General features: G+C 46.3%; 24 protein-coding genes. All 24 read left to right on the plus strand.

Annotated features, from left to right (window positions below):
- Positions 1-37: 37 nt before the first annotated feature.
- The 24 genes from D6855_RS06915 (at position 38) to D6855_RS07025 (ending at position 25179) form a co-directional block, all read left to right on the plus strand.
- A complete protein-coding gene (locus tag D6855_RS06915) occupies positions 38-1360 on the plus strand; it encodes an amidohydrolase (RefSeq protein WP_120739829.1) in 1323 nt (440 codons plus the stop codon).
- Between the two features lie 21 nt (positions 1361-1381).
- Entirely contained in the window at positions 1382-1915 is a 534-nt protein-coding gene (locus tag D6855_RS06920) for an L-2-amino-thiazoline-4-carboxylic acid hydrolase (RefSeq protein WP_120739418.1), read from the plus strand.
- On the plus strand, positions 1905-2678 hold the full coding sequence (locus tag D6855_RS06925) for an ABC transporter permease (protein WP_120739420.1): 774 nt from the start codon (positions 1905-1907) through the stop codon (positions 2676-2678). Before D6855_RS06920 ends, D6855_RS06925 begins: the two co-directional genes overlap by 11 nt.
- Before the next feature lie 27 nt (positions 2679-2705).
- Positions 2706-3800, plus strand: coding sequence for an ABC transporter substrate-binding protein (locus tag D6855_RS06930; RefSeq protein WP_120739422.1), 1095 nt, complete (start codon positions 2706-2708; stop codon positions 3798-3800).
- 60 nt (positions 3801-3860) lie between these two features.
- Positions 3861-4640 carry an ABC transporter ATP-binding protein gene (locus D6855_RS06935; RefSeq protein WP_120739424.1) on the plus strand — a complete coding sequence of 260 codons (780 nt, stop codon included), beginning with the start codon at positions 3861-3863 and terminating at the stop codon, positions 4638-4640.
- 17 nt (positions 4641-4657) lie between these two features.
- Complete coding sequence (locus D6855_RS06940) at positions 4658-5560, plus strand: nitroreductase family protein (RefSeq protein WP_120739426.1); 903 nt, start codon at positions 4658-4660, stop codon at positions 5558-5560.
- Positions 5561-5648: 88 nt separating this feature from the next.
- Positions 5649-6839, plus strand: a complete 1191-nt coding sequence (locus tag D6855_RS06945) for a MalY/PatB family protein (RefSeq protein ID WP_120739428.1) — start codon at positions 5649-5651, stop codon at positions 6837-6839.
- A gap of 72 nt (positions 6840-6911) precedes the next feature.
- Positions 6912-8075 (plus strand): trans-sulfuration enzyme family protein, encoded by a 1164-nt coding sequence (locus tag D6855_RS06950; RefSeq protein ID WP_120739430.1) that lies wholly within the window; start codon positions 6912-6914, stop codon positions 8073-8075.
- A 35-nt stretch (positions 8076-8110) separates the two neighbouring features.
- The gene (locus D6855_RS06955) at positions 8111-8734 is read left to right on the plus strand and encodes a GDSL-type esterase/lipase family protein (protein ID WP_120739432.1); all 624 of its coding nucleotides are present in this window, start codon (positions 8111-8113) and stop codon (positions 8732-8734) included.
- Between the two features lie 52 nt (positions 8735-8786).
- Positions 8787-9689 carry a LysR family transcriptional regulator gene (locus D6855_RS06960; protein ID WP_120739434.1) on the plus strand — a complete coding sequence of 301 codons (903 nt, stop codon included), beginning with the start codon at positions 8787-8789 and terminating at the stop codon, positions 9687-9689.
- A 124-nt stretch (positions 9690-9813) separates the two neighbouring features.
- Positions 9814-10680 carry a MetQ/NlpA family ABC transporter substrate-binding protein gene (locus D6855_RS06965; protein ID WP_120739435.1) on the plus strand — a complete coding sequence of 289 codons (867 nt, stop codon included), beginning with the start codon at positions 9814-9816 and terminating at the stop codon, positions 10678-10680.
- Between the two features lie 114 nt (positions 10681-10794).
- Positions 10795-11766: a methionine ABC transporter ATP-binding protein gene (locus tag D6855_RS06970; protein WP_120739437.1), complete on the plus strand. Its 972-nt coding sequence runs from the start codon at positions 10795-10797 to the stop codon at positions 11764-11766.
- A gap of 50 nt (positions 11767-11816) precedes the next feature.
- Positions 11817-12479, plus strand: coding sequence for a methionine ABC transporter permease (locus D6855_RS06975; protein WP_330546890.1), 663 nt, complete (start codon positions 11817-11819; stop codon positions 12477-12479).
- Between the two features lie 7 nt (positions 12480-12486).
- Positions 12487-13329, plus strand: a complete 843-nt coding sequence (larE, locus tag D6855_RS06980) for an ATP-dependent sacrificial sulfur transferase LarE (protein ID WP_120739439.1) — start codon at positions 12487-12489, stop codon at positions 13327-13329.
- A 7-nt stretch (positions 13330-13336) separates the two neighbouring features.
- Positions 13337-14362, plus strand: coding sequence for an FAD:protein FMN transferase (locus D6855_RS06985; protein ID WP_243111826.1), 1026 nt, complete (start codon positions 13337-13339; stop codon positions 14360-14362).
- Between the two features lie 100 nt (positions 14363-14462).
- On the plus strand, positions 14463-15644 hold the full coding sequence (locus tag D6855_RS06990) for an aldo/keto reductase (RefSeq protein ID WP_120739441.1): 1182 nt from the start codon (positions 14463-14465) through the stop codon (positions 15642-15644).
- A 70-nt stretch (positions 15645-15714) separates the two neighbouring features.
- Positions 15715-16761, plus strand: coding sequence for a hypothetical protein (locus tag D6855_RS06995; protein ID WP_120739443.1), 1047 nt, complete (start codon positions 15715-15717; stop codon positions 16759-16761).
- A 19-nt stretch (positions 16762-16780) separates the two neighbouring features.
- Positions 16781-17806: an extracellular solute-binding protein gene (locus tag D6855_RS07000; RefSeq protein ID WP_120739445.1), complete on the plus strand. Its 1026-nt coding sequence runs from the start codon at positions 16781-16783 to the stop codon at positions 17804-17806.
- Positions 17799-19469, plus strand: coding sequence for a sensor histidine kinase (locus D6855_RS07005; RefSeq protein ID WP_120739447.1), 1671 nt, complete (start codon positions 17799-17801; stop codon positions 19467-19469). Before D6855_RS07000 ends, D6855_RS07005 begins: the two co-directional genes overlap by 8 nt.
- A gap of 4 nt (positions 19470-19473) precedes the next feature.
- The gene (locus tag D6855_RS07010) at positions 19474-20235 is read left to right on the plus strand and encodes a response regulator transcription factor (RefSeq protein WP_120739449.1); all 762 of its coding nucleotides are present in this window, start codon (positions 19474-19476) and stop codon (positions 20233-20235) included.
- Positions 20236-20816: 581 nt separating this feature from the next.
- Positions 20817-20942, plus strand: coding sequence for a hypothetical protein (locus D6855_RS17005; RefSeq protein WP_256372305.1), 126 nt, complete (start codon positions 20817-20819; stop codon positions 20940-20942).
- A gap of 160 nt (positions 20943-21102) precedes the next feature.
- Positions 21103-22269, plus strand: coding sequence for an ABC transporter substrate-binding protein (locus D6855_RS07015; protein ID WP_120739451.1), 1167 nt, complete (start codon positions 21103-21105; stop codon positions 22267-22269).
- 88 nt (positions 22270-22357) lie between these two features.
- Positions 22358-24073, plus strand: a complete 1716-nt coding sequence (locus D6855_RS07020) for an ABC transporter permease (protein ID WP_120739453.1) — start codon at positions 22358-22360, stop codon at positions 24071-24073.
- A gap of 44 nt (positions 24074-24117) precedes the next feature.
- Positions 24118-25179 carry an ABC transporter ATP-binding protein gene (locus D6855_RS07025; protein ID WP_120739455.1) on the plus strand — a complete coding sequence of 354 codons (1062 nt, stop codon included), beginning with the start codon at positions 24118-24120 and terminating at the stop codon, positions 25177-25179.
- Positions 25180-25189: the final 10 nt, after the last annotated feature.

The raw sequence follows: 25189 nt of genomic DNA on the forward strand, positions 1-25189 counted from the left end.
GTTTTACAATTGCAGTGCGCTAAAGCATAATTCACTCATGGACAGGACAGAAGAACTGATCGTCAAAACAATAGATGATCACAAAAACGAAATACTTGAATTTGCCAGAGACATTTATACTCACGCTGAGCTGGGTTACAAGGAGTTTAAGACCAGCGAAAAGTTCCAGAACAAAATGAAGGAGCTGGGACTTGAGATCCAAAAGGATCTGGCCATCACAGGAGCAAAGGCATTCATCAACAGGGACAGGAAAGACTCTTTTAGCCTGGCACTTCTTGGAGAACTGGATGCACTCAGGATCCCGACTCACAAATATGCCAATCCTGAAACAAACGGAGCTCACTGTTGTGGACATCACGCACAGCTCACAGGAATCGTCGGAGCGGCCATAGCCCTTAGCATTCCGGAGATAGCAGATAAGCTTGACGGACAGGTTGAACTCTTTGCAGTACCTGCTGAGGAATACGGAGAGGTTGAATTTAAGAACACTCTTATAGAGCAGGGCAAGATAAGATACGGCGGAGGCAAATGTGAACTCCTAAGGATCGGAGCATTCGATGATATAGATCTTTCCCTTGCGCATCACATAAGTGAGCAGGGGAACAGCTTAGGATCAGGAAGCAGCAACGGATTTGTTTCCAAGGTCATAAAGATCAAAGGAAAAGCAGCCCACGCTGCAGCAGCACCGGATCAGGGAATAAACGCTCTCTCAGCTGTAAGCCTTGGACTTCAGGCTCTTGGGCTTAACAGAGAAACCTTCAGGGATGAGGATGCTGTAAGAGTTCACCCGATACTTACAAAGGGCGGAGAGCTGGTAAACGTAGTTCCGGAGCAGGCAGTAATCGAAACACTGGTAAGGGGCAAGACAATAGAAGCCTTCACCGATGCAGCAGTTAAAACCGACAGGTCTTTTAAAGCAGGAGCCCTGGCAATCGGAGCAGACTACCGGATAGAGACAATGCCAGGTTACCTTCCGGAGATCCCGCAGGAATTTCCAAAAGAGCTGATTGAAGCCTTCGATGAACTGACCAAAGGGAACTTCGAACTTACACCTAAGACTACCCACTCCAACGGATCAACAGATGTGGGAGATGTGCAGCACCTGCTTCCGGTTTTAACCTTCCACACTGGAGGAATGAAGGGCGGACTTCACCAGGACAACTTCGACATAGTAGATGAAGACACAGCCTACATCCTGACAGCCAAGATGTTTGCCATAGGAGCCTACAGATTACTTAAAGACGGCGCAGCCCTTGGAAAGTCAATTAAGGAAGGCTACACACCAAAGTTTAAGAACAAGGAAGAATACATAAGCTTCATGGATTCCTTCAACAAGATAGAGGAAGGTTCCTATAAATAAAGACCTAAGAGGTAGACCAACATGAGTACAGAAAAGACAAAGATCACAGGCGTCGTAGACAGGGCCAGGGAAGTTGATCAGATTCGAAGAGCCGCAAGGCAGTTTGCAATGCAGTACTTCCACTTTAGTAAGACCCTTTACGAGAGCCTGGGACGAGACAGAGCAAAAGAGCTGGTCCAGAAAACAGTGTACGAGCTGGCAAAGGACAGAGCTGAAAAAATGAGGAGGAAAGCGCAGGATGAGGGAAAAGGCACTGACACAGTTGAAGACTTTATGGCAGTCATTGATCTTCCTTTTGACGGATGGATCCCAGAGTGGGGAGAAAACCATTGTCCTTACGCTGAGGTGTGGAGAAGCTACTTTGATGAGTACCCCTGGTTTAGAGAGTTCGCACCTTTTTACTGCGATGTGATCGACACCACAACAATCGAGACCTTCACCCACAAGCTCTCACACCACATCACACAAAACGTAATAAACAGCGGAACAGCTTGTCTACGTGAATACTACCCAAGCGAAAAAGTAGAAAAGGGGGAGTACACCTATGAAAGCTAAAAAGAAAAAGATAACCCTGATAAACATACTTCAGATAATCACCGTTGCAGCGATCCTCATATACATGCAGGTGGCAGTTAAGTCAGGAGCCATAAGTAAGATCTTCCTGGCAGCACCGACAGACATCGTTTCCGAGGGAGTGAAGATCATCAGTAACGGAACACTTCTTCCACACTTTCTTATAAGTGTAGAGGAGATCCTTGTGGGATACGGGATCGCAGCATTTGTTGGTATAAGTCTTGGAATAATCTGGACTTTGTTCCCGAAAACTGAGGAGTTTGGAAATGTCTTTTGCGCAGCCATAATGGCTATTCCAAAGGTAGCAATCCTGCCACTTCTAATTCTGTGGTTCGGAATTGGATTTACATCTAAGGTTGTTCTGATCTTCCTGTTTTCGGTATTCACGATCCTGTACAACACAGTGACTGGAGCCAAGCAGTGTAAGGACTCATACCTTAAGGTGGCAAGCGTATTTGAGGCATCAAGATTCCAGACAGTATTTACGGTAGTTATCCCATCGGCCCTTCCATCAATATTCAATGGCCTAAGGCTTGCAGCGGCCACTGCCTTTACCGGAGTTGTTTTCTCGGAGATGCAGTCAGCAAAGGCCGGAGTTGGATATCTCTTATCAGAGGCCCAGGGACTTCTTAATACATCAAGGGTGTTCTTTTTGATCATCCTGATAACAGTAATGTCAGTAATATTCGTTAAGCTTATTTCACTTATTGAATACTCAGTATGCCATAAGTGGAGAAGAATATAAAAACCAAAAGAAAAGAGGAGAACGGTTATGAAAAAGAAAATATTAGCAGCACTTATCAGCACAGTACTTACAGTATCAGCTCTCACAGGTTGCGGATCAGCAGCACAGAGTGCGGCAGCAGAGACAACAAACGAGACTACAGAGGAAGCTCCTGCGGCAGAGACAACTGAGACAGCAGAGGCTGCATCAGAAGATGCATCTCAGGACAAGATCACAATCAAAGCTTGCTTTGCAATCGGCATGACAGGTGCCGTAAACAGATTCGCTATTCAGAAGGGCCTTTACGAGAAGGAAGGTATCGAGTTCGATATCACAGATTATGAGTCAAACGACACTACACTTTCACTTATCACAAGAGGTGACATCGACGTAGCAGACGGCGATCCAAGCACATATATCCCAGCTATCCAGAACGGTGTTCCAGCTAAGCTTGTTGGTAACATGTGGAGATATCAGGGATGCTACTGGCTTGTAGTAGATGACAGCATCCAGAGCTTTGAAGATCTTAAGGGCAAGACAATTGGTACAGCTGGTGCCAGCGGCGGAATGAGACTTTCAGTTCTCAAGATGCTTGAAGCAAACGGCATTTCAGAAGATGATGTAACACTTGTGGCTAACGGAGTTTACACTGACGCATACGCAACACTTACATCTGGCGAAGTTGATGCAACTATCATCCACAACCCATACGCAGTTCTTGCACAGAATGAAGGCAAGGGTCATCCACTTGGAAGAGCATGGGACTACATTCCTGATTACTACACAGGTACAATCATCGCTTCAGACAAGATCATTAACGACGATCCAGAAAAGCTCCAGAGATTCATTACAGCATACTACAAGGTTCACGAGGAAGTTAAGAACGAGTACTTTGATGAGTTCATCGACTGGGCAGCAGATTACATGAACACAGAGCCAGCTCTTTTAAAGGAAGCTGTAGAAGCAGAGATCGACGTTTGGTCAGACTACCCTGTAATTCCTGAGGACAGACTTCAGAAGACAGTTGAGTACCTTCAGCAGTATGGATGGCTCGATGCAGCAATCTCTCCAGAAGGAACATACACAAACGAGTTTGCACAGAAGGCAGCAGACGAGCTGGGACTTAAGAACCCAGAGAACTAACTTTGACAGACTAAGGGCCGGGGAAGCCTGGCCCATACTATCAGAAACGAGGTGCACATTATGCCTGGAATACACATCAAAAACATCAGCAAAACTTACATTGACGGCGCAGGAAATCCTGTTGATGCCATAAAAGAGATAAACCTTGATATCAAAGACGGCGAGTTCGTCAGCATCGTTGGCCCATCAGGATGTGGTAAGAGTACCCTTCTTGAGATCGTGGCTGGCCTTCAGAAACAGACCGCCGGAGAGGTTTATATAGATGACAAAAAAGTCACCGGCCCCAGCAGGGATATAGGTGTTGTATTTCAGGATGCAGCTCTTTTCCCATGGAAGACCATAAAAAAGAATATCCTGTACGGAATGGAGATCAGCAAGGCTCCAAAGGAAGAGCAGGAAGAAAAGCTTAAGAGCTATCTTGAGCTCATGAACCTTACAGGGTTTGCAGATAAGTACCCTTCACAGCTCTCAGGCGGAATGAGACAGAGGGCAGGAATTGCAAGGACGCTTATCATGAACCCAAAGGTAACCCTGATGGATGAGCCCTTCAGCGCAGTAGATCACCTGACAAGATGCACACTGCAGGAGGAGCTTGTAAGGATTCATGAGAAGGAAAAGAAAACCGTGCTGTTCGTAACTCACGACATCAACGAAGCGGTATTCCTCTCAGACAGAGTTATCCTGCTTAGTCCAAGACCAAGCGTCATCCAGAACGAGTACGTGATAAAAACAAAACACCCAAGAAGCAGAAGTGATGATTATCTTGTACATGTTGCAGCAAAGATCGTGGCAGATATAAGCCGCGGCGCAGAAAATGTTGAAAGCGAGTACATGATCTGATCACTAAGGAGGAGAAAATGTCAGAACAACACACACACGAATTTCACGACACATGCCTTGACTATCAGCCTTTAGAGCAGATCATGGCGATTTATCAGAGAAACTCAGCACTTACAGAGGACGAGCTCTTTGAGATGGATGACACAGAGTTCAGGGCAAGAATGAGGGAGAGAAGCCATCATACTCTGGAGATCCAGCTCTACGCCAACGGCTACAGAGGTAAGACCTTAAGTGACAAGCAGGCTGATATCGCCAAGAAGTTTTTGAGGGTATGGGACAGAAAGGGGCTTTCCCACGACCTTCCAGAATACAAGTATGTTTCCTTCCTTGTTGAGAGTGCAGACAAGCTCTCAAAGGGAGAGGCGCTGGATCTGTCTGCATACAAGCCTCACGAAATAACACCACAGATAGAGGAAGACTTTTTTACCGTTCTCTATGAGAGAAGGTCAGTGAGAGAATTCAAGGACAAGGAAGTGCCGGATGAGCTTATCGACAAGATCTTAAAGGCAGGCCTTTGGGCAGCTCACGGCTGCAACGTACAGTCAATCAGATACGTGGTTGTCAGAGATAAGAATGAGCCGGGCCTCTTTAAGGGATCTGACGTTCCTGGCGGCCCAGTGCACATCGTTATCTGCCAGGATATGAGATGCTACAGGGCTAACGACTTTACGCCAAATAGAAACAGGCTCCTGGATGCAGGCGCTGCAGGACAGAACATTGTGCTAGCAGCCCATGCAGTCGGCCTTGAGGGCGTATGGCTCACATTCACAGGAGAAGAGTTCTGCGAAAGACTTAGGAAGAGATTTGCTCTTCCTGATTACATCAGACTTGTAACCTACGTCGATGTAGGATACGGAGATCAGACTCCACACCCACCTCTTCGTCAGAGCGTGGAAGAAGCAGTGCTCGGCAGATATTAAGAAAATGGCGCCAGATGGGGAGGGTATCCCCTAAGGCGCCTTTTGTCCTGTATAATAGGATTATCACGAAAAAGAAAGAGGTACTGTCATGGGGAAATATGATTTTGACGTAATACATGATAGAAGAAATACAGACTGTATCAAATGGGATTTTGGGATGCAGCGAAAGGGAAGGGATGACCTTTTGCCTCTCTGGGTTGCAGACATGGACTTTAAGCTCCCTGACGAGGTGATAAAGGACATAACGGACAGAGCATCGCAGGGCATCTTTGGATATACAGACCCAGGAGATAAGTACAGAAATACAGTCAGGGACTGGTATCTAAGACGCCACGGTTTTACCATCGATGGAAAAGACATCATCGTAACTCCCGGAGTTGTTTACGCCATAGCAATTGCGATCAGGGCATTTACAGAACCTGGAGATGCCATCATCATCCAGCAACCGGTTTACTACCCATTCCAAGAGACCATCAAACTTAATGGCAGGAAGGTGGTCAATAACCAGCTCGTTTACAGGGATGGACATTACGAAATTGACTTCGATGATTTCGAGAAAAAGATAATCGACAACGATGTAAAGATGTTTCTTCTCTGCAGTCCTCACAATCCTGTTGGAAGAGTGTGGACAAGGGATGAGCTCACAAAACTTGGCGAGATCTGTGCAAAGCATGATGTGTATGTGTTTGCAGATGAGATCCACTCTGACTTTGTTTACCCAGGCCACAGGCACAACTCATTTATCACGCTGGATGAGAGTCTTACAGGTAAGCTCATTCTTGGAACTTCAGCCAGCAAGACCTTTAACCTTGCGGGACTCCAGGTTGCAAATATCATCCTGAAAGATAAGGAGATGTTCAGCTCTTTTGCCAGAGAAAATGCAGCAGCGGGCTACAGCCAGCCCAATGCTCTTGGAATGGTGGCAACAATGTCTGTGTACCAGAAAGGGGAGGAGTGGCTTGACGAGCTCATCGAATATCTTCAGGGGAATCTTGACTACGTCAGGGAATTCCTTAAGGAAAAACTCCCCAAGGTTAAGCTCATTGAGCCTGAAGGTACCTACCTTATCTGGCTTGATTTCTCAGAGATCACAAGCGACCATAAGGAGCTTGAAAAGCTCATTGTGGATGGGGCGCACCTTTGGCTCGATCCCGGAATCATCTTCGGAAGAGAGACTTCTCTTTTCGAGAGGATCAACATCGCGTGTCCCCGCAGCATCCTAGAGCAGGCAATGGAGCAGCTTTACGAAGCTATTAGTAGTGCTGATAGCAATAGATAAGTATTCCTTAATTGTGTAGCCGTGAAATCACGGCTACTATTTTTATATAAGAAACAAAGAGGAGCAGAAGTTATGGGAAAAGAGATTTCATCAAATTACAGTCTGGATACAAAGTGCCAGCTTCTGGACAGGGACTTGGCGGATAAGTGGGGAGCAATAAGCTTTCCGATTTACCAGTCAGCAACCTTTGCCCATCACGGAGTTGGAGGAAGCACGGGTTACGACTACACCCGAATGCAGAATCCAACAAGGCAGCAGCTTGAGAGCGTTGTAGCAGATCTTGAAAACGGAATAGACGCACTGGCCTACTCAAGCGGAATGGCAGCAGTTGCAAATGTGATGGAACTCTTCAGACCAGGGGACCATATAATAATCGACGAGGACCTCTACGGCGGAAGTATAAGGCTCTTCGATGAGATCAATGCAAAGAACGGGATTGAGTTTACGGTGGTGGATTTAAGCCGGGAGGACATTACACAATACATCAAGGATAACACCAAAGCGGTTTACCTTGAGACACCAACAAACCCAATGATGAATGTCACTGACCTTGAAAAACTCGCAAAAGCAACTAGGACTGCAGGTCTCATCCTTATAGTGGACAACACATTCCTGTCTCCCTACTTCCAAAATCCACTGGACCTTGGGGCGGATATTGTAATCCATTCAGGCACCAAGTTCCTTGGTGGACACCACGACACCATCGGAGGCTTTGTGGTTGTTAAGGATGAGAAACTTGATGAGAGGCTCAGGTTCATCTACAAGACCGTTGGTGCAGGCCTTAGCCCCTTCGACAGCTGGCTGATCCTAAGGGGCATCAGGACACTTTCCGTAAGACTTGAAAGAGCTCAGGAGAATGCCAGGGCTCTTGCAGAGTATCTTAAGGGAAAAGAGCATGTCACAAGGGTCATCTATCCTGGCCTTCCAGAGCACCCTGGTCACGAGATCATGAAAAAGCAGGCAAGAGGGTTTGGCGCGATGCTCACCTTCGAGGTGGACAGCGCTGAGTTTGCAAAGAGGATCCTGGATAACGTAGAGCTTATCTACTTTGCAGAGAGCCTTGGAGGAACGGAGACACTTATCACTTACCCTATAACCCAGACCCACGCTGAGGTTCCAAGTGAGCTCCTTAAGAAGAACGGGATAACAGACAGAGTGCTGAGGCTATCAGTAGGAATTGAAGGAATTGAAGATCTTAAAAATGAGTTTGACAGAGTTTTTGCATTAGCAGATTAGTTAAGGCGGCGGAGGCCGCAAGCAGAGGTGAAGATATGGGAAGCATACTGGCATACGGCGATTCAAATACATGGGGACTTATCCCTGGAACCCACAAGAGATACCCTTGGGGCGTAAGATGGACAAGCCTTGTCCAGGAAGAACTTAAGAGTACAAGAGTTATCGAGGATGGACTTTGCGGAAGAACAACAGTCTTTGAAGACCAGCTTCGTCCTTTCAGAAAGGGTGCTGACGTTCTGCCCCTTGCCCTTGAAGGTAATTACCCACTTGATGGCGCCATCATCATGCTTGGAACCAATGACTGCAAGACTATTTTTAATGCATCTGAACATGTGATAGGACTTGGCCTTGAGAAGTGCCTTGACGAGCTGGAGAAGTATCTTTTGCCAGAGCAGATCCTTGTGGTAGCGCCAATAAGTCTCGGTGAGGATGTATGGCGCCCTGAGAAGGATCCTGAGTTTGACAGTGCGTCTGTTGAGACCAGCATCAGCTTAAGGGATGAGTACGAGAAGATCGCAAAGAGGCGCGGGAACAGATTCCTGGCGGCTTCCGACTATGCGGTTGCCAGCGACATCGACGATGAGCACATGGACGAGAATGGTCACAGGGCTCTGGCAGGTGCAGTGGTTCAAAAACTTTCTGAAATGAATATAGCGTAATTTCCTGGTGTTGTGTTATCATACTTTTAAGTTTTTTGGGGAGGACGATAACATGACCATACTTCAGCTAAAATACGTAATTGCTATTGATGAAGAATGCTCCATGAGGAAGGCAGCCGACAGGCTCTACGTGTCACAGCCGGGACTTTCAAGTGCTGTTCGAGATCTCGAGAAAGAGATCGGAATACAGATCTTTGAGAGAGTCCACAACGGTGTTGTGACCACTTCTGCTGGGGCATCTTTTATTGCTTACGCGAGAAATGCTGTTGAACAGTTTGAGAAGGTTGAGAACAAGTACATCAACGGCGGAAGTGAAAAGCCTACATTCTCAGTATCCATGCAGCATTACACCATAGCTGTTGATGCATTTATTGATACGGTAAAAGAGTTTGATCTTCCGGAGTATCAGTTCTCAATCCGCGAGACTCAGACCAGTGAAGTCATCGAAGATGTTAAGACCTTAAAGAGTGAGGTTGGCGTTATCGCCCTTAGCGAATTTAACAGGAATACATTCAAGAAGATCTTTGCCGATGCATCTTTGGAGTTCCATGAGCTCTTTTCCAGAGATACTTATGTGTACTTAAGTAAGAATCACCCCCTGGCTGACAGGGACGAGCTGTCTCTTGATGAGCTTCAGGAGTACCCTTGCATGGTCTTTGATCAGGGGGACAACACTTCTTTCTACTATAGAGAAGAGGCCCTTGCAACCTACGATTACAAGAAGGTTATCAGCACCAACGAAAGAGCAACATCTATTGAGCTGATGCTTGGCCTTAACGGATACGCGGTTGGCGCTGCCATGCTTGGAGAGGGCAAGACTTCATCAGATATCCATGTTATCAAGCTTAAAGAGGATGAGATGCTGACCTTTGGATATATCACCAGAAAGGGCCAGGAGCTTTCAGAAATGGGAAGGACCTTTGTGGAACTTCTTGAGAGACATAAAGAAAGCTGATCACCCTATAAGCAATATTTATCGGTGTCTATAAATCTCTTAGTATTGCTCATGTGCAATTGGGAGAGTATATTATAGAAAAAAGTTAATAACCGCTTTACGCGGACGGAGGAGGAAAAGTATTATGAAAAAGAACGTATTAGTTAGCCTTGTGCTTGCAGCTACCCTTGCAGTTTCAGCGCTTACAGGATGCGGTGCTGCAGCAGGCGGTGCAGATAGCAGCGCAGATAAGACAATCAAGGTTGGTGCAACACCTGTACCTCACGCAGAGATCCTTGATAACATCGTTAAGGAAGTTCTTGCAGAGGATGGATGGACTCTTGAGACAGTTGTTTTCTCAGATTATGTTCTTCCAAACACATCACTTGAAGAGGGCGAGCTTGACGCCAACTACTTCCAGACACTTGGTTACATGAACCAGCAGAACAGCGATGCAGGTCTTCACCTCACAGCTGTTGCAGGTATCCACATCGAGCCAATGGGAATCTACTCAGAGAAGTACACATCACTTGCTGATCTTCCAGACGGCGCATCAATCGGTATTCCTAACGATCCAGATAACGGCGAGAGAGGAATCGACCTTCTTGTTCAGAAGGGACTTCTTACATCAAAGGGCGGCTTCGGAACAGATGCCAACTACAACGAGGATTCACTTACAAACGACGCTGAGGCAAATCCTCACGGCTATGTGATCACTCCACTTGAGGCAGCAAGCCTTCCACTTTCACTTCCTGATCTGGATGCTGCTACAATCAACGGTAACTACGCACTTGAGGCTGGTCTTCCAGCTAAGCACCCAGCTCTTGATATCGAGTCATTTGACGCTGAGACAACAGTTAAGAGAACAAACTTCCTTGTAGTTAAGGATGGCAACCAGGAGTCAGAAAAGACAAAGGCCCTCATCAAGGCTCTTCAGTCTGACAAGGTTCAGAAGTACATCGATGACACATACAAGGGTGCAGTTATCACATCTTTCATTGATGCACAATAATGGTTTTTGTAATATAATACTGTTCGAGCCGCTTGTTAATTGCAGGCGGCTCATTTTATAAGATGACATGCGGGTGACATGCCCGTGAGATTAGTTAGAAATGGAAGTTTTAAAATGATACGAATTGCAAACGTGCAGAAGTCCTTTAAGGATACTGAGGTCCTTAAGGATATTTCAATCGAGATCGAAGACGGCGAGATCTTCGGAATAATCGGACAGTCAGGTGCAGGAAAGAGTACCCTTCTTCGCTGTATCAACGGCCTTGAGTCCTACGACGGAGGCAGCATTACCGTTGGGGAACAGCTGGTGGATATTAAGAGCAAGAAGGAATTGCGTAGTCTTCAAAAGAGAATGGGCATGATCTTCCAGAGCTTTAACCTTCTGGAGAGACTTGATGTTTATCAGAATGTGGCCCTTCCCATGAAGTTCTGGGGAATTCCTACAAACACCACTGATGCAAAAGAGAAGATCATGAACCTCATTCGTCTGGTAGGACTTGAGGATAAGGTTCACGCAAAGCCAAGGGAGCTTTCCGGTGGTCAGAAGCAGAGAGTTGCCATAGCAAGAGCCCTTGTTCTTGATCCTGAGATCCTTCTGTGCGATGAGGCTACATCTGCCCTTGACCCAGAGATCACAAAGGGTATCTTGGCTCTTTTGCAAAAGATCAATAAAGAGATGGGAATCACCATCGTTGTTGTTACACACCAGATGGAAGTTGTTAAGCAGATCTGTCAGAGGGTTGCGTTCCTTAACAAGGGCCATGTCCTTGCAGTTGGAAGACCGGAGCAGCTCTTTGTATGGCCCAAGGAAAGAGAGATCAGAGATTTCCTCAGGGAAGAGAGTGACAAGCTGCCAACAACTGGCGTAAACCTAAAGCTCTTTTTCTATGGCGAAGGCAATCAGCGTCCTATCGTAACCCAGATGTCACAGGAGCTCCACACAGATTTCAATATCTGCTGGGCTAAGCTTGAGGACTTCAGGGAGGATGTTTACGGAAGCCTGGTTCTTAACATGGAGGAAAAAGACCTTGAGAAGGCCTGTGCTTTCCTGGATTCCAAGGACGTTACCTGGGAAGTTATAAAATAAGAGATTTGTGCTGACAGGGCAGGAAGTCCTGCAGTTTAAGGAGATATAAAATGTCTGGAGTTTTATCAAACAGCGGAATGTATTCAATAATAATGAATGCCTTTTGGCAGACACTTTACATGGTGTTCTGGTCAACAGTTTTTTCAGTGATAATCGGATTTATACCGGCAGTGGTTCTGACACTTACAGCACCTGACGGGCTTAAGCCAAACAAGATCGTATATGAGATCTTAAGCTTTATAGTGAACGTGTTCAGAAGTTTTCCGTTCATTATCCTTCTGGTTATCCTGATCCCATTTACAAGAATGGTTGTAGGTAAGTCCATCGGAACAACAGCTTCTATCGTGCCACTTACTGTTTCAGCAATTCCTTATATCGCAAGGGTGTTTGAGACAAGTCTTCGTGAGACCAATCCTGGTGTCATCGAGGCAGCAAGAAGCTTTGGAGCGAGCAATTTCCAGATCCTTATGAGGGTCTACGTTAAGGAATCTATTCCAAGAATGCTCAACGGCGTTGTTCTTCTTGTGATCTCACTGGTTGGATATTCAGCAATGGCCGGAACTGTCGGTGGCGGCGGTGTCGGTGATATTGCCATCAGATACGGTTATCAGCAGTACAAGACGGATTACCTTATTGTTTGTTCGATCATTCTGATCGCATTTGTTCAGCTTATTCAGATGCTTGGAAACCACATGTACAAGAAGATGAGTTGAGGTAAGTATGGATTACACAGTAACAGCAGCGCAGCATGATAAATACAACAGATTATTGTCCATTTTGTCTTCCTATGGAAGTGCGGCGGTAGCCTTTTCCAGCGGCGTTGATTCAACGTTTCTTTTGTACGCAGCAAGAGCAGCCCTTTCTGACAACGTGGTTGCAATGACTGCATCTTCCGGAGTTTTCCCAAAGAGAGAACTTGAGGAGGCTCTTAGTTACTGCGAGAGGCTCGGGGTTAAACACGTGGTCCTTAACATCAACGAGATGGAGATCGAGGGCTTTGCCCAGAATCCCAAGGACAGATGCTATCTTTGCAAAAAAGATCTGTTCCAACATTTCCTTGATACAGCAAAAGCTGAGAATATGGCTGTTGTAGTTGAAGGCTCAAACCTTGACGACGAGGGTGATTACAGACCTGGTCTTAAGGCAATCGCAGAGCTTGGTATAAAGAGCCCACTTCGCGAAGCTGGTATGACCAAGAATGATATCAGAGCTCTTTCACAGCACTTCGGACTTCCCACATGGGATAAGTCTTCCTTTGCCTGCCTTGCAAGCCGCTTCCCATACGGCGAGAACATCAGCGACAAGAAGCTTGATATGGTCGATAAGGCTGAGCAGATCATGATGGAGCTTGGTTTTAAGCAGTTCAGGGTTCGTATCCACGGCAATGATATTTTCCTTGCAAGGATCGAACTGTTACCTGAGGATATTGCAAGGGTTCTTACTGAGGACCTTCGCAGTACAGTTCATGACGCCCTCAGGAAGATCGGATTTACATACGTGTCCCTTGATCTTTATGGATACAGAACGGGGAATATGAATGTTTTTCAGGATGAAGTTGAGTAAGCTATTTTTGAATAAGAAGAGAATTGTTTGCGCTGCCGCGGCTTTTTTGGCCCTGACAGCGCTTTCTGCATGTTCGCTTACAGGCCCTAAGATTATGACCAGTAGCCTTTTTGCCATGGATACCATCATGGAGCTTCAGGTTGCGGGAGATGAGGAGCTTCTTACTGGCGCTGAGACCATGATCCGTGACCTGGAAAAAGAGCTGTCGGTAACGGATGAGGGCAGTCAGATCTTTGCACTTAACAGAGACGGGGAGGCAGATGTTTCTTCGGAGGTTGCAGATATCATGAAAGGGGCGCTTGATGTTTGCGACAGGACTGATGGGGCGCTGGATATCTCTATCTATCCCGTGCTTAAGGCATGGGGATTTACAACGGGAAGTTATAAGGTGCCTCAGGAAGCGGAGATTGAGGCGCTACTTCAGAACGTGGATTACAGGCGCGTGGAGATTGCAGGATCTCGCGCCACAATAGCGCAGGACATGAAAGTTGACCTTGGCAGTGTTGTTAAGGGTTACACCAGCACTGCGGTGGCTGACTATTTCCGTGAGAACGGCGTTAAATCCGCCCTTATTAACCTTGGCGGAAACGTACAGTGTATTGGCAAAAAGCCAGACGGTCAGAAGTGGAAGGTGGCGATTAAGAGCCCCTTTGAGGATAGTCAGACCGGTATCTTTGCAGTTATCGATGCTGAAGATGTGGCTATCATCACCTCAGGCGGATACGAGAGATACTTTGAAGAAAACGGCGAGATCTACTGGCATATCCTCGATCCCAAGACCGGATATCCAGCCAGGAACGGCCTTATGTCTGTGACCATCATTGGCAAGGATGGTCTTATGTGCGACGGGCTGTCCACAGCTCTTTTCGTAATGGGTCTTGATGAGGCAGTGGAATTCTGGAAACAGGCAGGGGACTTTGACGCGGTATTTATCACAGAGAGCGGAGAGGTCTATGTAACTGAGGGCATCGAGAGCTCTTTTAACCTCTATAACGAGTACTACGATGCGCCAGTGCACGTGCTAAAAAAGTGATAATCTGGATAAAAATTTCCAGTTGAAAAATGGTCTGTAACATAATAGAATGAGATAACGGTTGCGATAAATTCAATTGCGCAAAATTTAGGAGATTTCTATGAAATACAGGAATAACAGAAACGGCGAGCCCATCTCCATCCTTGGCTACGGATGTATGAGATTTACCACAAGCGGCGGCCGCATCGATATCGACAAGGCGGAGAAGGAGCTGATGGAGGCCTACAGAGCCGGCGTCAACTACTTCGACACAGCTTATGTTTACACTGGAAGCGAGGCTGCTCTTGGTGAGATCCTTGAGAGAAACAGGATCCGCGACAAGGTTAATATCGCCACCAAGCTTCCACAGTACCTCATCGGCAGCAGGACTGCCATCGACAGATACTTTGACGAGGAGCTCAGGCGCCTTCGCACGGACTATGTGGACTACTATCTCATGCACCACATGACCGCCATGAACCAGTGGGATAAGCTTAAGAAAGTGGGCATCGAGGACTGGTTCGCTGAAAAGAAGGCTTCTGGACAGATCAAAAACATTGGATTTTCCTATCACGGAAACACTGAGGATTTCATCGGGATCCTTAATTCCTACGACTGGGATTTCTGCCAGATCCAGTACAACTACGTGGATGAGACTTCCCAGGCAGGTGTTGAGGGCCTTAAGGCTGCAGCAGCTAAGGGTATTCCAGTTATCATCATGGAGCCCCTTCGTGGTGGCAAGCTCGTAAACCTTCTTCCTGACAAGGCAAAAGAGCTTATCGCATCGAAAGAAACTGGCTATACACCTGCAGAGTACGGACTTCGCTGGCTTTGGAATCAGCCTGAAGTTACCTGCGTTTTATCCGGAATGAACTCCATCGAGATGGTACAGGAGAACTGCAGGATCGCATCTTCGGCTGAAGCAGGCTCTTTTACCCAGGACGATTTCGATACAATTGATAAGGTAAAAGAGATCATTAAAGAGACAGAGCTTGTTGGCTGCACAGGCTGCAGATACTGCATGCCATGTCCTAAGGGCGTCGATATCCCGGCGCTGTTTAGGAGCTACAACATGACAGCTCTTGAGAGCAAGTCCAATGCCCGCTTTGAGTACGCGCAGACTGTTGGCCTCAAGAAAGAGCCTGCTTTTGCAACTCAGTGCATCGGTTGTGGAAAGTGCGAGCAGCACTGCCCTCAGAACATTCCTATCAGGGAGAAGCTCAAAGAGGCAGACAAGGTTGTCCGCCCATGGAATTACAGGATTGGAATAAATATCGTCCGCAAGTTCATGCTCAGAGGATAATTGATGGAAAACCCTCGGTTTTCGGTGTATATTTAGATGGTACATCAGAAAACCGGGGGTCATTTTTGTTTTGAAGAATAAAGTTGGGGCGATAATTACAGCTATCGTCATGGTGATACTTGGCGTGGTGGCGATAGATCTTTTCCTGGGGCCAAGGCTTAGAGAGAGCTACAGGCTTGAGCGATTTAAGGAAGTTACAGAGGATACATTTCCAAATCTTGGCCAGAGATGCGCATATATAGAGAGCAGGAGCAGCGATGAAAATAAGATCGGGACTGTGAGTGTTGCAGCCATTGAGGTATTTGGAGCCCAGGATCTTTCTCTTTATTGCGAGAATGTCTGTGACTGGATGGAGAGGTGCCTATCTCAGGTTCCTTATGATGAAGCGCCATGGCTTTACAGAGAGATGGGAATCAAAATGTCAGAGGAAACCATTCCTTTTGACTTAACTCCCTATGTGGGTGAGACTTTTGATAGAAAAGGCCTCTACAAGGGGCTTTACGATACTATTGATGCAAGGTTTGTGGGAGAGGGCTGGTCTCAGAATGATGAAGACTACAAGGGACTTGCTTTTGTGGAGGAACCACAGGAGACTGATCCTTACTATGCCACAATTGAGCCAGACTGCACCTATACTACGAAGGATGGCGTGGAGTACAGGCTTATTCCCATAGACAGGGCAGCGGGCAGCAGCTTCTACATGATGGTCAAAACCTCTGACGGTGGTAAGACCTGCAGTCTCGTCAACGAAGATCCATTTATTGGATGCGGAGGACAAGCGCAGTGGATCACCTTTATTGATGATACGGAGCTTGGCTTTACCTGTCTTAGTTACAGCGGCGGAGATGAAGGCTATCTTTTCAGAACTGAGGATGGTGGAAAGACCTACACCCAGATCAACTATCCGTCAGCCAAGGTTACTTTCTCGGATGGTTCTATCTACAACCCTTATGTGATTCCTGAGAAAGTTTGGAGAGAAGACGGTAAGATCTATATGCTTGTAGGACAGAGCCCATATTCAGGGGATTACTACAACGAAGAGCTGGAAAAGCATCCTTCGGGACTGTACGTGTCCGAGGATGATGGTATAATCTTTGAGTATGTAGGAGAGCAGTGAATTATTTTGTGAGGGGAATATGCGTAGGTTCTACATAATAATCGCAATCGCCGTGGTGCTGGCGCTGGCGTCATTGGGGCTGTATCTTGGCCTTGCTGGAAGACCGGGCGTCACCCAGGAGGATAATAAAGTGGTGGTGGCATCGCCCCACCCAATAGAGTTCATGAAGCCACTGATCAACGAGTTTGAATCAGAGACTGGTATTGTCGTGGAAGTTAAAAAGTGCGGAACTTCAGAGGCCATAGATATGATGACATCTGGCGAAGATGTTGATCTTTTGTGGGGAGGATCCGTACTGTCTGTTGGCGCTTATAATGACTATTTCATGCCATACATTTCTCAAAACTATGACAGCTTTGCTTCGGAGTTTAAGAACCTTGGAAACGGCATAACATGCTTTACTGACGTTCCAAGTGTACTTATGGTGAACACCGATCTTATCGGAGATATTAAGATTGAGGGGTACGAGGATCTTCTTAACCCTGCACTTACGGGTAAGATCGCTTTTGCTGATCCTGGTAAATCTTCTTCATCCTTTGAACAGCTTGTAAACATGCTCTACGCCATGGGCGATGGTAATCCGGACAATGGCTGGGACTATGTGGAGGCCCTTGCCCATCAGCTTCAGGGGAATCTTCTTACCAGTTCATCAGCAGTATATGAAGGTGTTTCCGCGGGCAAGTACATAGTGGGGCTTACCTTTGAGGAAGCAGCTATAACCATGCTCAAAACAGGTAAACACGTTAAGATCATCTACATGAATGAAGGCGTGGTATCAACACCAGATGGCCTTTACATTAACAAGAACGCAGGTCACGTGGACAACGCCAAGGCCTTTGTTGATTTCATGACTGATGAACACGTTCAGAAATATATATCCAATAACCTTGGACGCCGCTCGGTTCGTGGCGACGTTACAGCATCAAGCCTTGTAAGTCCAAAGAGTGACATCAATATAATTGAAGTAGATAAAAAGCTCGTAATCGGAAGTAAGAAGGAATGGACTTCCCGCTTTTCAGAGCTGATGGGAGGTACCGATGAGTAAAGAAATCGAATCCTTCCAGGAAAATATAAGAAGAACCTTCATCGTCTTTTCCCTTACTCCTGTAATCGGAATCGTATTTGCAGTGATGATCCTGTTTATCATCACCTGGAACGCCTACATGAGCGAGTCCAACAGGAGGGATAACAGCGAGATCGCAGCAGAGACCAACGAAGTTCTGACCACCTACTACAGCATGTTTTCCGAGATCAAGAACGTGATCAACAAAAACGACGGAGATATAGAGGCTTCATCGAACCAGATCTTTTCAAAGCTTTATTCAAGCACTTCCGGGTATGATGAACTTGGAAACCTGATGATAATTGATGGGACGGGTGATGTTCTTTTCACCAGCGCAAGTCCCATGGATATTCCAAGATACCTCACGGACCCGGAGTTCATGGACTGGGGCGTATGGAATAAATTAAAGTCCAGGCCCGGTCTTGCCAGCACGGTTCTTTATGAGGGAACACTTTACGTGGCATCTGGTGAGTACACAGGAAGCGACCTTAACTACGCCATGATCTATGCGGTTCCATCCCAGGTCATTGCAAACATTGTAAACGCCAAGAACAGATACTGTATGATCACCGATGAAAATGGCTGGATCTACCTTAACAACACCCAGGGAATCAGGGACGACTTCGGTCAGATTCAGGAGGTGTTTGAGGGTCGCTCTGGCTATGTAAGGAGTGACGGACAGAAGTACATCTGCCACGAATCCGGACTTCAGAAGGGACTTCGTGTCTACACTTTTTACGACATCAACCGAAGCCTTTGGATGATCCTGATCCTCATCGCTATCATTCTTGTGATCTTCGTTGCGGTCATCATCATCACTTACCGCAGTACTGCTGCCACTTCCGAGGAGTACACCAAGGATGTAAAAAAGATCGAGGACGCCTTCGAGGCTGTTCAGCAGGGTAACCTTGATGTGAGCCTTTCAATAGATACAAACAAAGAGTTCCAGACTATTGGTAACGACTTTAACGAGATGCTTGGCGGTCTTAAAGATCAGATCGAGAGGAATAAAGAGCTTGCGCAGAACGCGGCTTTTTCCCAGGTTAAGCAGCTTGAAAGCCAGTTTAACCCGCATTTCCTTTTTAACACGCTGGATAACATCCGCTTCATGGCCAAGATAGACGCTGCAGCTGCGGACAAGATGATAGTGTCGCTGTCAGGACTGCTTCGCTATAGTATCAAGGAGATGAGGGAAGAGGTTACGGTAAAAGAGGACCTTGATAACCTGCAGTATTATCTCAACATCCTGCAGATCCGCTTCAACAAGCGCTTTTCTTATAATATAAACGTGGCAGAGGACATTTACGACTGTCTGATCCCGAAGCTTCTTTTGCAGCCCCTTCTTGAAAACGCTGTGAAATATGGCTTTGGTGAAAAGGAGAAACTGAACGTAAATATCAGTGGATATCAGATCACAGAGAATCTGATCTTTGTCTGCGAGGACGACGGCGTGGGCATCGACGAGGACGTTCTTGAAGAGATAAAGAGCCAGCTTGCGGACAGCGAGAACACCTCAAACCACTTTGGAATCTACAACATCCACCGCAGGATCCAGCTGATGTATCAGGGGGACTACGGTCTTGATATCAATAGTAAAAAAGGCGAGGGTACCACAGTAAGACTCACCCTGCCAAAGAGGACGTAAATAAATGTACAGAGTACTTATAGCTGAGGATGAGGACATCATCCGCAAGGGAATAGCATACACCATGGACTGGGTTTCCATGGGCTGCACCATTATAGGAGAGGCAGCCAATGGCCAGGAGGGAGTTCAGAAGATTGAGGAGCTCCAGCCAGACATCGTTCTTGCTGACATCATGATGCCAGTTATGGACGGCATCGAGATGATCAGAAGAGGCCAGGAGATAGCAGATTTTAAGGCAATCATCATGACCAGCTATGGTGAATTTGAATACGCCAAAAAAGCCATCGAGCTTGGAGTTTCTGCCTACCTCATGAAACCTGTCGACGAAGAGGAGCTTAAGGCCAACATCAAAAAAGTCATCGACGACATCGAGCGCAGCAATCAGCTTAAGCAGCTTGAAAGCAGGAAAAGAGATGGCGGCGAAGTTGATCCTATCTTTATAAAGAGCGACAAGGAAAACGACTACGTCAAGCAGGTCATTGACCGCACCAAAGAACACTACTCAGAGAAGATCAGCATTGAAGGCTTTGCAGAAGAGTTTGGCGTTTCCGCAAGCTACCTGTCCAGGAAATTCAAGGAGGCTACAGGCCAGAAGTATCTGGATTTCCTCAACAAATACCGCGTCCAGCAGGCGGTTGGACTTCTTGAAACTGGCAAGTACAAAGTGTATGAAGTATCTGATATGACTGGGTTTAGTGATTATAAGTACTTCAGTACTGTATTTAAGAAATATTCCGGAAGCTCACCTTCGGATTTTGTGAAGTGAGGATTACGAACCGGAAATTTTGTCTGGGAATGTAGATGTCACAATAGTAATCAAGGGGCGGCACAAATAGTGCCGTCCCTTTTTTCTATTGTGCGGGTCCGGCTCCTTTGTCAATGGACTTTCGCGGCATATCCTCGCAGGCCACGAGGGGTGCTGGCACTTTGCGGATTTCGATGTGGCCTGCTGCGGTATTCCACGGTTCCGTTGACAAAGGGGGTTCTGCCAACCTAGGAGCGTGGTTCCGCGCATGAAATGTCACTTTATACCTTCAGAGTGTGTTTTTGAGTTGTGAAGGTATACTTTTGGGAAGATTCTTACTTGGCAAAAAAATAAGTATACCTTCAGAGGAGATTTTTATACTGTGAAGGTATACTTTGGGATGAGGCGGGCATAATATCAGAAAAAAGTATACCTTCAGAACAGATTTTTTCACTCTGAAGGTATATTCTTTGAAAACTACTCACTTTGGACGCGGGCGGTGCGCTCGATTCAGTGTTGGTTTTGATAGACGCTTTCCTTGACGCCCCCCGCCGCTTGTCAACGGAAGCGTGGAATACCGCAGCGGACGTGTCCGCGAGGATATGCCGCGAAAGTCCGTTGACAAGAGATGGAACCAGGAGCCTTACTACAGGGGATGGCACTTTAAGTGCCAGCCCCTTGATTACCATCTGGCAGCAGAGATAGGAGCCAGTAAATCTTGCTGGTAATGCACTTGGGGCAGAGGTTATTTCTTTTCCCTGCATGGATACTGCGTTTAAACTTGTGTTCATTTTTTTGGATAATTAAACAGAAAATTAGGTATTTTAGGAAAACGGTTTTCTTTATCATAAAAGTATCCAATGACCCGAAATTGAAAGGAGAGGTAATATGAAAAAGAAAATCGCGTTAGTATTGGCGGGACTTATGACACTTGGTGTTGTAGGATGCGGAAATGCAGCTACTGAGACTCCAGCAGCTGAGGCTCCAGCAGCAGAAGCACCTGCAGCAGAAGCTCCAGCAGCAGAGGCACCTGCAGCAGAGGAAGCATCAGGAATGGATGCTCTTATTGAGGCAGCTAAGGCTGAGGGCGAGCTCATTGTTTACGGTTCATGCGAAGAGGAATATCTTGCAGCAGCTTGTGAGCACTTTGAAGAGCTTTACGGAATCAAGGTTCAGTATCAGAGACTTTCAACTGGTGAAGTTCAGAGTAAGATCGAAGAAGAGAACGGAAATCCTTCAGGCGACGTTTGGTTTGGTGGCACAACTGATCCTTACAACGTAGCAGCAGGCGAGGGACTCCTTGAGGCTTATGAAGCACAGAACGCTAGCCACCTTATCGATGCAACATATCGTGACAAGGATGGTTACTGGTATGGTATCTACAAGGGAATCCTTGGATTCATGGTTAACACAGACGAGCTTGATCGTATGGGCATCGAGCAGCCTGCAGACTGGAAGGACCTTCTTGATCCTAAGTACCAGGGACTTATCTGGCTTTCAAACTACAACACAGCTGGAACAGCTAAGCTTGTTATCAACACAATGATCCAGAAGTATGGTCATGACGAAGGTATCCAGTACCTTGTAGACCTTGATAAGAACATCGAAGTTTACACAAAGTCAGGTTCTGGCCCATCTAAGAACGTTGGTACAGGTGAGTGCGTAGTTGGTATCGGATTCCTTCACGATGGTATCACACAGATCGTTGACAACGGATATGGCAATGTAGGACTTATCATTCCTTCAACAGGAACATCCTTCGAGGTTGGTGCAACAGCTATCTTCAAGGGATGCGCACATCCAAACGCAGCTAAGCTTTGGATCGAGTATGCTCTTACACCTGATTGCGTTGAGCTTGCAGCACAGAACGGTTCTTACCAGTTCCTTGTTATCGACAACGCTAAGCAGCCTGAGATCGCAACACAGTTCGGTCTTGATCCTAACAACGTTATGAAGTATGACTTCGAAGATGCTAAGGCTAACACAGCTACATACATCGAGGAAGTTATGACAGCTCTTGGAAGCGCTGCTGACGATCGTTTCCAGACCGAGTAATCAAAACTCATTCTAGCGTTAAACAGATTTATATAGGGCGGAAATTCTTTTCCGCCCTTTTCTTTAAGATTTACTAGGAGGAATAACAATGGCAAAGAGTCAAAGTGCCAGCCTTGACAGGAAAAAGCTCATGGCGGATCCAATAATGATGACCACCATCGTGCTTTTGGTAGCATTTCTTACAATCTTCATCTTGTATCCGCTGGCAATATTGTTGGTGGACAGCTTCATTTCAGATAATGGGTTAACACTGGATATCTTTAAAAGAGTTATGGCCCTTTCAAACTTTAGGCGCGCCATAACAAACACATTAAAGGTTGGTTTCCTGGTAGGAATCGCTTCAGCTCTCATAGGTCTTTTGTTTGCCTATGTGGAGGTTTACGTTAAGCTTCGTACCAGATTTATGGAAGGCCTTTTCAAAGCAGTATCAATGCTTCCAGTAGTTTCACCACCTTTCGTTTTATCACTTTCAATGATCATGCTCTTTGGTAAAGCGGGCATCATCACAAGATTTCTTTTGAAAATTTATGACAACAGCGTATATGGCTTCTGGGGAATCGCAATTGTTCAGACACTGACATTCTTCCCAGTATGCTACATGATGCTGAAAGGTCTTTTGAAAAATATCGATCCATCCCTTGAGGAAGCAGCAAGGGACATGGGTGCATCAAGATTCAAGGTATTCATGACAGTTACACTGCCACTTATCCTTCCTGGTCTTGGAAATGCATTCCTTGTAACCTTCATCGAGTCTATCGCAGACTTTGCTAACCCAATGATCATCGGTGGATCATACGACACACTGGCAACAACAATCTACCTGCAGATCACAGGTGCCTACGACAAGGAAGGCGCTGCAGCCATGGCGGTAGTTCTTTTGGCAATAACCCTTGTGATGTTCATTGTTCAGAAGTATTACCTTGAGGCCAAGTCTACAGCAACACTTTCAGGAAAAGCATCAAGAGAGCGTATGCTCATCACAGACAAGAGCGTTACAATTCCTCTTACAATCCTGTGCTCAGCTCTTGCGATCTTCGTAATCCTGATGTACATCTGCGTACCATTCGGCGCGATGTTCAAGACATGGGGCTACGACTTCCACTTAACCTTCAAGTGGTTCGGACAGGTATTTACCAAGTACAAGGGACTTAAGGCCTTTAAGGACAGCTTCGTTCTGTCACTTATCTCGGCTCCGATCACAGCTCTTTTGTCTATGATCATTTCTTACCTTGTAGTAAAAAGAAATTTCAAGACCAAGGGCTTTATCGAAGCAGTTTCAATGCTGGCTATGGCAGTTCCTGGAACAGTTCTTGGTATCGGATATATCAGAGGTTTCTCAGGGGGACTTTTTGGAACAGGAATCCTGCAGGGGCTCTACGGAACAGGTGCGATCCTGGTTATCGTATTCATTGTAAGATCCCTTCCAACAGGTACCAGAAGCGGAATCTCAGCTCTTCGCCAGATCGACAAGAGCATTGAGGAATCTGCTTATGATATGGGCGCGGACAGCCTTAAGGTGTTCATGACAGTTACACTTCCTCTTATCAAGGACAGCTTCCTGTCAGGATTTGTAACATCGTTCGTGCGCAGTATCACTGCTATCAGTGCGATCATCCTTCTGGTTACACCTTCTTACCTGCTCATTACAGTACAGATCAATGAGTTTGCAGAGAAGGGATCCTTTGGTATCGCCTGTGCCTTTGCGACGATCCTTATCATCATCACATACAGTTCAGTTATCCTTATGAACATCGTGATGAAGTACTTTGGAACAAGCCGCAAGGTTAACCTTGAAGAGAACTAACTGTTTATATTTTGCGCATGAAACATGCGAGATAGGTGGATAAAATGGCAAAAGAGAAAAAGGGCGTACGCCTTGAACATATTTCAAAGATTTATAAAGACCCAAAGACCGGAAAGGACTTCTATGCGGTTAAAGATCAGAATCTGGAGATCGAGCCAGGCAGCTTTGTAACCCTCCTCGGACCTTCCGGATGTGGTAAGACAACAACACTTCGTATGATCGCAGGATTTGAATCTCCTGACGAGGGCGAGATCTATCTTGGTGGAGAGCCAATCAACGCACTTACACCAAACAAGCGTGACACAGCGATGGTATTCCAGAGCTATGCGCTTCTTCCTCACTACAACATTTTTGATAACGTAGCTTATGGTCTTAAGCTTCGCAAGATGGATTCTGAGACCATCAAGAAAAAAGTAACTGACATCCTTGCACTTGTTGGCCTTGAGGGAATGGAAAACCGTATGACAAACCAGCTCTCAGGTGGACAGCAGCAGAGAGTTGCCCTTGCAAGAGCCCTTGTAATTGAGCCAGGAGTTCTTTTGTTCGATGAGCCACTCTCAAACCTTGATGCAAAGCTCAGGGTTTCCATGAGAACTGAGATCAGACGTATCCAGCAGGAAGCTGGAATCACAGCTGTTTATGTAACACATGATCAGTCAGAGGCTATGGCTATTTCTGATAAGGTCATCATCATGAACAAGGGTATCGTTGAGCAGGTTGCAACACCTCAGGAAGCATATTATTATCCTAATAACAAGTTCGTTGCTGACTTCATCGGCGAGTGTAACTTCCTTAAGGCTAAGGTAACAGGCCAGGATATGGTTGAGATCGGTGGAACAGCAGTTAAGTGCGCAACTGGCAGCCTTTCAGCCGGTGCAGACTGTGACGTGGTACTTCGTCCAGAGGGCGCAACACTTTCAGATATGGGCGCTATCAAGGGTAAGGTTGATTACTCATGCTTCATGGGCGCTTACCAGGATTACCACATCAGGATCGGCGAGAGCGTAATCAAGATCCAGGATTACAATCCAAAGAATAAGAAGATCTACAAAGTAGGGGATGAAGTATACCTCAACTTCGAGGACAACACACTCTACGCACTCTGAGGAGAGATTT

The organism is Butyrivibrio sp. CB08 (genome assembly GCF_003625485.1).
In the GTDB taxonomy this organism is placed as follows: Bacteria; Bacillota; Clostridia; order Lachnospirales; family Lachnospiraceae; genus Butyrivibrio.

Bases quoted from the DNA above. Each gene is read 5' to 3' on its own strand.
- D6855_RS06915 (WP_120739829.1), top strand. From the start codon at position 38: ATGGACAGGACAGAAGAACTGATCGTCAAAACAATAGATGATCACAAA.
- D6855_RS06920 (WP_120739418.1), top strand. From the start codon at position 1,382: ATGAGTACAGAAAAGACAAAGATCACAGGCGTCGTAGACAGGGCCAGG.
- D6855_RS06925 (WP_120739420.1), top strand. From the start codon at position 1,905: ATGAAAGCTAAAAAGAAAAAGATAACCCTGATAAACATACTTCAGATA.
- D6855_RS06930 (WP_120739422.1), top strand. From the start codon at position 2,706: ATGAAAAAGAAAATATTAGCAGCACTTATCAGCACAGTACTTACAGTA.
- D6855_RS06935 (WP_120739424.1), top strand. From the start codon at position 3,861: ATGCCTGGAATACACATCAAAAACATCAGCAAAACTTACATTGACGGC.
- D6855_RS06940 (WP_120739426.1), top strand. From the start codon at position 4,658: ATGTCAGAACAACACACACACGAATTTCACGACACATGCCTTGACTAT.
- D6855_RS06945 (WP_120739428.1), top strand. From the start codon at position 5,649: ATGGGGAAATATGATTTTGACGTAATACATGATAGAAGAAATACAGAC.
- D6855_RS06950 (WP_120739430.1), top strand. From the start codon at position 6,912: ATGGGAAAAGAGATTTCATCAAATTACAGTCTGGATACAAAGTGCCAG.
- D6855_RS06955 (WP_120739432.1), top strand. From the start codon at position 8,111: ATGGGAAGCATACTGGCATACGGCGATTCAAATACATGGGGACTTATC.
- D6855_RS06960 (WP_120739434.1), top strand. From the start codon at position 8,787: ATGACCATACTTCAGCTAAAATACGTAATTGCTATTGATGAAGAATGC.
- D6855_RS06965 (WP_120739435.1), top strand. From the start codon at position 9,814: ATGAAAAAGAACGTATTAGTTAGCCTTGTGCTTGCAGCTACCCTTGCA.
- D6855_RS06970 (WP_120739437.1), top strand. From the start codon at position 10,795: ATGATACGAATTGCAAACGTGCAGAAGTCCTTTAAGGATACTGAGGTC.
- D6855_RS06975 (WP_330546890.1), top strand. From the start codon at position 11,817: ATGTCTGGAGTTTTATCAAACAGCGGAATGTATTCAATAATAATGAAT.
- larE (WP_120739439.1), top strand. From the start codon at position 12,487: ATGGATTACACAGTAACAGCAGCGCAGCATGATAAATACAACAGATTA.
- D6855_RS06990 (WP_120739441.1), top strand. From the start codon at position 14,463: ATGAAATACAGGAATAACAGAAACGGCGAGCCCATCTCCATCCTTGGC.
- D6855_RS07000 (WP_120739445.1), top strand. From the start codon at position 16,781: ATGCGTAGGTTCTACATAATAATCGCAATCGCCGTGGTGCTGGCGCTG.
- D6855_RS07005 (WP_120739447.1), top strand. From the start codon at position 17,799: ATGAGTAAAGAAATCGAATCCTTCCAGGAAAATATAAGAAGAACCTTC.
- D6855_RS07010 (WP_120739449.1), top strand. From the start codon at position 19,474: ATGTACAGAGTACTTATAGCTGAGGATGAGGACATCATCCGCAAGGGA.
- D6855_RS17005 (WP_256372305.1), top strand. From the start codon at position 20,817: ATGCCGCGAAAGTCCGTTGACAAGAGATGGAACCAGGAGCCTTACTAC.
- D6855_RS07015 (WP_120739451.1), top strand. From the start codon at position 21,103: ATGAAAAAGAAAATCGCGTTAGTATTGGCGGGACTTATGACACTTGGT.
- D6855_RS07020 (WP_120739453.1), top strand. From the start codon at position 22,358: ATGGCAAAGAGTCAAAGTGCCAGCCTTGACAGGAAAAAGCTCATGGCG.
- D6855_RS07025 (WP_120739455.1), top strand. From the start codon at position 24,118: ATGGCAAAAGAGAAAAAGGGCGTACGCCTTGAACATATTTCAAAGATT.